This is a genomic window from Parcubacteria group bacterium (genome assembly GCA_041657845.1).
In the GTDB taxonomy this organism is placed as follows: domain Bacteria; phylum Patescibacteriota; class Minisyncoccia; order Moranbacterales; family JAKLHP01; genus JAKLHP01.
In genome coordinates this window covers 1-1,777 of record JBBABD010000068.1, presented here as the reverse complement: position 1 = coordinate 1,777, position 1,777 = coordinate 1, and the positions used below count along the sequence as shown (strand labels likewise).

General features: G+C 29.2%; 3 protein-coding genes. All 3 read right to left on the bottom strand.

From position 1 onward, the window contains the following. Positions 1–1,101 (bottom strand): hypothetical protein (locus tag WC906_05570; GenBank protein MFA5777868.1); only part of this gene is annotated, 1,101 nt, incomplete at its 3' end. After that, a complete protein-coding gene (locus WC906_05565; protein MFA5777867.1) occupies positions 1,101–1,535 on the bottom strand; it encodes a hypothetical protein in 435 nt (144 codons plus the stop codon). The genes WC906_05565 and WC906_05570, both read right to left, overlap by 1 nt. Beyond that, positions 1,536–1,777, bottom strand: a 242-nt coding sequence (locus WC906_05560) for a hypothetical protein (protein MFA5777866.1), incomplete at its 5' end; no start/stop codon positions are given.

Genomic DNA, 1,777 nt, shown 5'->3' with positions numbered 1-1,777 from the left:
ACCATCAAATACCCAAGATTCTGGATTGTGATAAATCGATTCAACTGGGTTGCCGCTAGTATCAAGTCTATATGTGCTTAGTTCATCAATATCAGTGTGTTGTACGGTTACAGACCCAACTGTAGAATCAATACTAGCATAATTTACTTCAATATAACCTGGCACACCTAATTCGTAATTAAAAATAATTTTACCATTTTCATCAAATGATGTATGTTCTTCATAATAAAGCAAACTATCCTCTGGATGATAACGAACTAAAACAGAAATAACTCCACCATATAAAGGATTCTCAACAATAAAATCATCAATTGTTGGGGTAATTTCATAATGTGGTACTGGTAATCCTACAAATGTTTTCGTTCCTGCAACACGAACTTTAGTTTCAATTCTGTTAGTATATTTTGCTATACCCGTAACACTAGAACTATTTATATTTGAAATATTTGCCATTTGCCAATTTATTTTATATGGGCCAAAAATTGTTGTAATTACACCATTCCCATCTGTACTTTCAGAAGATGGAGTATCCTCGGTAACACCCGGACCAGTTAGATAATTATAATATTGATAATCTTCAATATTATCACCCTTAGCCCACCAATTTCCTGGATATACTACTTCTGTATTTGCTTCGTTAGGATTAATGACAGAAATAGCATTAATAGTTCCAGCAGAAATATCAGGATATAATGGATTAGTTCCATATCCTTTATATATTAAATTATCCAAACTTTTATCTTCATCATTATAAATACGTGTATAGCGTCGAAAATCCCACACATGTATTTGCCCTTGTAATCTTTCCGAAAAATTATTATTTTCAACTTTTATTTTATAATTAATATTCTGAATATAATTATCAGGAATATATATTTCATCTGTTAAGAAAGAAAAGCTTCCTCTCATCGGATGATTTTCTCCAGAACGTGAACCTGCTGGTAATAATTGCGTGCATTGTAATGGTTCCCAATTACTTTTAAATAATTCAAAGTTATACTTCATGGAATCATTTTTAATAAGGTTATTAAAAATTAATTCCTTTTGTTCTTCTTTCGTAACATTCTTTTTCGTTTGAAGTATTTTATCGTTAAAATTCATTAGATTACCGTTACTTTTATAATTGGATTAAAAAATAATTTCACTGTCCAATAAATAGGGATAGGAATAAATCCTGTTGCTAATGCAATCGTTACTCCTGACATATACATTTTAGCATAATTTTCTTCTTCCATAAATACATCATACTTAAAAGATGATGTAAATGAACCATCTGTTAATGAACCTAAATCCGTCCATCCACTTGTTGACGTAACATATGCAATAGGTTTTAAAAATTTTATTACGTCTTCTGTAATATTATATAATTCAACCACTAAACTAAAAGATGAACCATACTCTTCATCTAATAAAATAAATTCTGGTTGTTTATAATTCCATAAAGATATTTTTTTTGAAATAACCGTATCATCTAATTTTTCAATTAGTTCAGTCTGTACATTAATCTTATGATTTAATTGTTCAATTCTTTTCATTTATACCACCCATTGTCTGGCAATTGGGTCATATTTATCATATTGTAATTTTACTACTGCTTCTTTTTTGTAATTTGTAATATCCGGCAAAGAACTATCTATTTCATCTAATTCAAGTTGAACTTTTTGATTGTCGCAATTAAGCATAACTTTCATATCGTTGGAAGAAATAGAAATACTCTTTACTGCGACAGGAAAACCATTTAAATTTTTATAAATATTCGCAGTTGTTGTATTAACGA

Coding starts and splice junctions, on each gene's coding strand:
- WC906_05565 (MFA5777867.1), bottom strand. CDS start 1,535: ATGAAAAGAATTGAACAATTAAATCATAAGATTAATGTACAGACTGAA.